This window comes from Testudinibacter sp. 'clade 2' (assembly GCF_006227735.1).
Classification (GTDB): domain Bacteria; phylum Pseudomonadota; class Gammaproteobacteria; order Enterobacterales; family Pasteurellaceae; genus Chelonobacter.
Genome location: NZ_VDHB01000092.1, coordinates 1 through 5,693 on the forward strand (window position 1 = coordinate 1; position 5,693 = coordinate 5,693).

Below are 5,693 nucleotides of genomic sequence, written 5' to 3' on the forward strand. Positions count from 1 at the left end.
TAGCATTACAAAAAAGCTGATTTTCTTAAATTTTATGTTTTATTATTGAAAATTTTACGTTAATCTTAGCTCGAGTCTCGCTTCAGAGATGATGTAAAAAGACCTTATCATTCACCATAAAAAGAAGAAAACTATGAGTAACTCAAATCACTTTTTAATCAAACTGCTGTTTCAAGGCAGTTTAATCACCAAAATCTCGATTGGTCTGGTGCTGGGTATTATTGCCGGATTGATTGCACACCCCTTGACTCCTACATTAGGTTTTAACCTAGCGGAAAGCGTCAGTATTTTAGGCACGCTGTTTGTGCGTGGTTTACGCGCCATTGCACCTATCCTGGTGTTTATCTTGGTGCTGTCGGCGATTGCCAACCGCAAAGCCAGCGATGCCGAACACAACAGTAAGGCAATGAAATCCGTTATCGTACTGTATATTGTTGGTACGTTCCTCGCGGCACTGACAGCAGTCGTCGCCAGTTTCTTGTTCCCAAGCCAATTGACACTGGTCACCTCTGGTGCTGAATTAAGCCCGCCACAAAATGTTAGTGAAGTTCTGCTGACGGTATTGATGAACGTGGTGGATAACCCGATTCAAGCGCTGTTTAATGCCAACTATATCGGTATTTTAGCATGGGCAATCGGCTTAGGTATCGCATTACGCCACGCTTCTGAAAGCACCAAGCGTATTATTCACGAATTGGCAGAAGCCGTGACCATGATCGTAAAAGTCGTGATCGCTTTCGCACCATTCGGGGTATTCGGCTTAGTGGCTGCAGCAATGGCGGACAAAGGCTTAGAGGAACTTGGTGCTTATGCCCGCTTGTTGTATGTATTAGTCGGTTCAATGCTGTTTGTCGCATTTGTGGTCAATCCTATTTTAGTATTCTGGAAAACCCGCCAAAATCCGTATCCATTAATCTGGACTGCGGTGCGTGAAAGCGGCTTAACCGCATTCTTCACCCGCAGTTCTGCTGCCAATATTCCGGTCAACATGAACTTGGCAAAACGTTTAGACCTGAATGAAGAGTTGTACTCTGTTTCCATTCCATTGGGCGCAACCATTAACATGGCCGGTGCCGCAATTACCATCACAGTGTTAACCCTGGCGGCTGTGACTACACTCGGCATCGAAGTCCATTTCACCACGGCTCTGTTGTTAAGCGTGATTGCTAGTATCTGTGCTTGTGGTGCATCCGGAGTTGCCGGCGGATCATTGTTGCTGATTCCATTGGCTTGTAGCCTATTTGGTATTCCAAATGATATTGCAGTACAAGTGATCGGTGTTGGCTTTATTATCGGTGTGATTCAAGACTCAGTAGAAACCGCACTCAACTCCTCAACTGACGTGGTATTCACTGCCGCAGCGGATATTGCAGAAAAACGCAGCAACGGTTAATGAATTTAGCCAAATAGTCGTTAATTCAATAAATTTTATTCAAGACAAGCGAATCGGTGTAAAACAGATTCGCTTTTTTTCATCCATTGGTTTAATTTACATATTGATTTAATTTACCCAGGAATAAATGAACACATTACGAGGTAGTATGCCAACCGCCATCCGATTACAACAAGCCCAACTCAAAATCAGCAATCAGCTGTTTGTCACTATTGATGATTTTCAAATTATGCCAAACGAATTTGCAGTGATTGTCGGACATAACGGTAGTGGCAAAAGTACCTTAGCTAAATTTTTGGCACAGAAAAAGGCGCCTTACACTGGCGATTATCAAAATCCATTCCAACAGATCAGCCTGCTCTCTTTTGAACAACAACAGCAGATTGTCGAGCAGATTTATCGTGATCTGAATAACGATTGTGTCGATCCCGATTATCATGGCAAAACCGCTGCCGAACTGATTTTAGAACAGCATAACCAACCGCACTTTTTAGCCGAATTGGCTGAGACGCTACAGATTACCCCATTGCTGAACCGCGCTTTTAAGCACCTTTCCACCGGTGAAGGGCGTAAAGTATTATTGGCTAAAGCACTGATCAGTCGCCCTCAATTGCTGATTTTAGATGAGCCGTTTGAAGGTTTGGATCAAGCATCGCAAGCATTTTGGATTGACTTACTGACCGCACTTTGCCAACAAATGACGGTGATCCTGATCATTAATCGACTGGACGATATTCCATCACAGGCCAATACCATCGCCATGATGAACAATTGCCGCCTGATCTTGCAGGATAGCGCTGAAATTATCCGTCAAAGTGCGGTTTTTCAACAACTTTGTCACGCCGAAAACAGCGTTTATCAAGCCATTCCGCTGCCTGCTGAAACGCCACAAACCCTCGATAACGATCTGGATTTCGTCTTTGCTCTACACAATGTCAACGTTCGGTATGGCGATAAACTGATTTTGAACAGCTTAAACTGGCAGGTGAAAGCGGGAGAAAATTGGTGGATTAAAGGCCCAAACGGCTGTGGCAAGTCTACGCTGCTCTCGTTGATTAGCGGTGATCATCCGCAGGCATTCTGCAACCCAGTCAAGATCTTTGGTAAACAGCGTGGCAGTGGCGAAACCGTTTGGCAAATCAAACAAAAAATCGGTTTTCTCAGCAACCAGTTCCATCTGGATTATCGGGTCAATTGCAGCGCACTTGAGGTGATTGTCTCCGGCTATTACGATTCTATTGGCGTTTATCAACAAATTCCGGACAGTTTACGTTTAAACGCCCTGCAATGGCTCGAGCGTATTCATATGTTGTCCTTTGCCGACAAACCGTTTCGTACCCTGTCTTGGGGGCAACAGCGGTTGCTCTTGATTGCGCGTGCCATGGTCAAACACCCGCCGATCTTGATTTTGGACGAACCACTGATGGGGTTGGACGGGATTAACCGCCATCTAGTGCTGACTTTTATCGAACAATTGATCAGCAACAGTGCAACACAACTGCTGTTTGTTTCACACCACCTAGAAGATCAGCCTAAGTGCATCAACCGCACTTTCGAATTTATTGCAAATGCCGACAGTTACGATTATTATCAAAGTTAAACGTTATTTACTGATACGTTTTATCCTGTTAATCGACTTAAAAAGAGAGGAATTTCCGTTATGGATTTTTTAGATGGTTTGCCGATTGCAACAGTGTTTTTTGTGCTGTTTGTCATTTTTACCCTGTTTTCCGCCCTGAAAACCGTGCCGCAAGGTTATCACTGGACGATAGAACGCTTTGGACGCTACACCCGCACGTTGACGCCAGGCCTGAATTTTATCGTGCCGTTTATCGATCGGGTCGGACGTAAAATCAACATGATGGAACAGGTGTTGGATATTCCGTCACAAGAGGTGATCTCGAAAGATAATGCCAATGTGTCGATTGATGCTGTCTGTTTCGTACAAGTCGTCGATGCCCGCAATGCTGCCTATGAAGTCAACCATCTGGAACAAGCAATTATCAACCTGACATTGACCAATATCCGTACTGTGTTGGGATCAATGGAGCTGGATGAAATGTTGTCACAGCGCGATTCAATCAACAGCCGCTTACTGTCAATCGTTGACGAAGCCACCAATCCGTGGGGAGTCAAAGTCACTCGGATTGAGATTCGTGACGTGCGTCCGCCAAAAGAGCTGATCGATTCGATGAACGCGCAAATGAAAGCGGAACGAAATAAACGTGCTGATGTTCTGGAAGCCGAAGGCGTGCGCCAAGCTGCAATTTTACGCGCCGAAGGCGACAAACAGTCACGCATTCTGAAAGCTGAAGGGGAACGACAAGAGGCCTTCCTCAAAGCCGAAGCGCGCGAGCGGGAAGCCGAAGCCGAAGCAAAAGCCACCCAAATGGTGTCCGATGCCATTGCCAGTGGTGATACTAAAGCCATCAACTACTTTATCGCACAAAAATATACCGAAGCCTTGCAACAAATCGGGCAGGCACAAAACAGTAAAGTGGTGTTGATGCCGCTGGAAGCCGGAAGCTTAATCGGTTCGGTTGCCGGTATCAGTGAATTACTCAAGGGCGATAAAAAAGCCTGATAAACTTTTAACTTAGAGAGGGACAACATGGAATGGTTTGCTACTTGGACGTTTTGGTCTTGGTTAATTTTCGGTTTTATCCTCTTAATCGCGGAGGCTATCCTACCGGGCATTTTTCTGCTCTGGTGGGGGCTTGCTGCCTTGGCAGTCGCCGGTTTAAGCTGCCTTTTCCCACTCTCAATAATCTGGAGTTGGGTTATTTTTGCCAGTCTGGCTGTGATCGCCAGCGTAGTGTGGTGGCGTTACCAACACCATAAAGATCAGCAGGCAGATCCGCATACCGCACTTAACCAACGTGGCATTGCGATGCTCGCTCAACGCGGCACCATGACTGAAATGGCAGCAAGCGGTATCGGACGTGCGCATTTCGGCGACACCACTTGGCGGATTAAAGGTGCGAATTTACAGATCGGCGATACGGTAAAAGTATCCAAGGTTGACGGTATTACGCTATCCGTCGAGAAAATCATAAACTAGAAAACCCGAAATCGGGAAAATGTGTAAATATGCAACACTTAATTATTTATGCCCACCCACATTTACACAGCTTCAGCAAAGCCATGGTCGATAGCATTGCTGCCAGCAGTAAAAAGTGCGGTTGTGAAGTCATGATCCGCGATCTGTATCGCATGAATTTTAACCCAATTTTATCCTATGAAGAGTTGCAAGGATCGTATCAGGGTATTATTGCCGCAGAAATTCGCTACGAGCAGCAGCTGATCTCAAATGCTGATTTAATCACGCTGGTTTATCCGCTATGGTGGATGGGATTTCCGGCGATCTTGAAAGGCTATCTGGATCGCGTATTAACGCACGGTTTTGCCTACAAAACAGAAAATGGCATTTCTTGCGGGCTACTGAAAGGGAAAAAGCTGCAACAATTTATCTTGATTGGCAGTAACTTGATGGAGTATCAACGACGTGGCTTTGATAAATCGATACAGGATACGTTGGTTGACGGTTTGTTTAACTACTGTGGAATTGAGGATATTCAACATCAGATTTTTGATGACATTCATCTGGTTAACGATCAAGCACGCCAAACCATGCTGCTGCAAGCAGCAGAAATTACTACACAAAATTTATCTGCTGCTGAATCCTCATTTCAATGATGGAAGTTAACGCCCTGCGACATTTGCCACAACTTTATGTAATAGTAGTGACAATTGCCGCATCTCTTCCGGCGTAATACCTCTAAAGACTTGATGAATATTTTCCCATTGTTGTGGCATACGTTCTCGAATAAAACCAATTCCTTTTTCAGTCAATCGCAATAAGAAACTGCGTCGATCCGCTTCATCTATAACCCGTTCAATCCAGCCTCTGCTTACCAATTCATCGGAAATCCGCGTTGCATTGGTACGGGAAGAACCGAGAATATCACTCAGTTTCGACGGCTGAATACGATGCTCCGGCTGAGTATAGAGCACCACCAATGCCATAAACAACGTATCATTTAATTCCCATTTTTTTAATAATGTGTTGCGATGTTCCAAATAGGCGCTGCTCGAATGCAATAATAAACGGATAAGCAGAATTTTTTCCAACGGTAAATCCGGCTCTGACTGCGCACACTGCTTGATTGAGGTTTCAATTTTAGAAAAATTTCGCATAAATGATTATCTCCTTAAATAATCTAGGGTCTGTTGATCTTTGTTTATATTTTGAGTTGTTGTTTAAAATGAGCACAATCTAGGCGTAAGCCGAAATCAATAG

General features: G+C 44.7%; 6 protein-coding genes. 5 read left to right on the plus strand and 1 reads right to left on the minus strand.

Features of this window, described 5'->3' with window-relative positions; all coding sequences use genetic code 11:
* Positions 1-133: 133 nt before the first annotated feature.
* From sstT to FHQ30_RS07895, 5 genes are all read left to right on the plus strand, one after another.
* Positions 134-1,393, plus strand: coding sequence for a serine/threonine transporter SstT (gene sstT / locus FHQ30_RS07875; protein WP_139611938.1), 1,260 nt, complete (start codon positions 134-136; stop codon positions 1,391-1,393).
* 127 nt (positions 1,394-1,520) lie between these two features.
* A complete protein-coding gene (gene modF / locus FHQ30_RS07880; protein WP_267963855.1) occupies positions 1,521-2,993 on the plus strand; it encodes a molybdate ABC transporter ATP-binding protein ModF in 1,473 nt (490 codons plus the stop codon).
* A 60-nt stretch (positions 2,994-3,053) separates the two neighbouring features.
* On the plus strand, positions 3,054-3,977 hold the full coding sequence (locus FHQ30_RS07885) for an SPFH domain-containing protein (protein ID WP_139609350.1): 924 nt from the start codon (positions 3,054-3,056) through the stop codon (positions 3,975-3,977).
* Between the two features lie 27 nt (positions 3,978-4,004).
* A complete protein-coding gene (locus FHQ30_RS07890; protein WP_139611937.1) occupies positions 4,005-4,454 on the plus strand; it encodes an NfeD family protein in 450 nt (149 codons plus the stop codon).
* Positions 4,455-4,483: 29 nt separating this feature from the next.
* Positions 4,484-5,089 carry an NAD(P)H-dependent oxidoreductase gene (locus tag FHQ30_RS07895; RefSeq protein WP_139611936.1) on the plus strand — a complete coding sequence of 202 codons (606 nt, stop codon included), beginning with the start codon at positions 4,484-4,486 and terminating at the stop codon, positions 5,087-5,089.
* 6 nt (positions 5,090-5,095) lie between these two features.
* Here the strand turns inward: FHQ30_RS07895 and mprA are convergent, their stop codons facing one another.
* A complete protein-coding gene (gene mprA, locus FHQ30_RS07900) occupies positions 5,096-5,590 on the minus strand; it encodes a transcriptional repressor MprA (RefSeq protein ID WP_139611935.1) in 495 nt (164 codons plus the stop codon).
* Positions 5,591-5,693 lie beyond the last annotated feature (103 nt).

Excerpts from the sequence above, each read along its gene's own strand:
- FHQ30_RS07885 (WP_139609350.1), top strand. The coding sequence starts at position 3,054 with ATGGATTTTTTAGATGGTTTGCCGATTGCAACAGTGTTTTTTGTGCTG.
- modF (WP_267963855.1), top strand. The coding sequence starts at position 1,521 with ATGAACACATTACGAGGTAGTATGCCAACCGCCATCCGATTACAACAA.
- mprA (WP_139611935.1), bottom strand. The coding sequence starts at position 5,590 with ATGCGAAATTTTTCTAAAATTGAAACCTCAATCAAGCAGTGTGCGCAG.
- FHQ30_RS07890 (WP_139611937.1), top strand. The coding sequence starts at position 4,005 with ATGGAATGGTTTGCTACTTGGACGTTTTGGTCTTGGTTAATTTTCGGT.
- sstT (WP_139611938.1), top strand. The coding sequence starts at position 134 with ATGAGTAACTCAAATCACTTTTTAATCAAACTGCTGTTTCAAGGCAGT.
- FHQ30_RS07895 (WP_139611936.1), top strand. The coding sequence starts at position 4,484 with ATGCAACACTTAATTATTTATGCCCACCCACATTTACACAGCTTCAGC.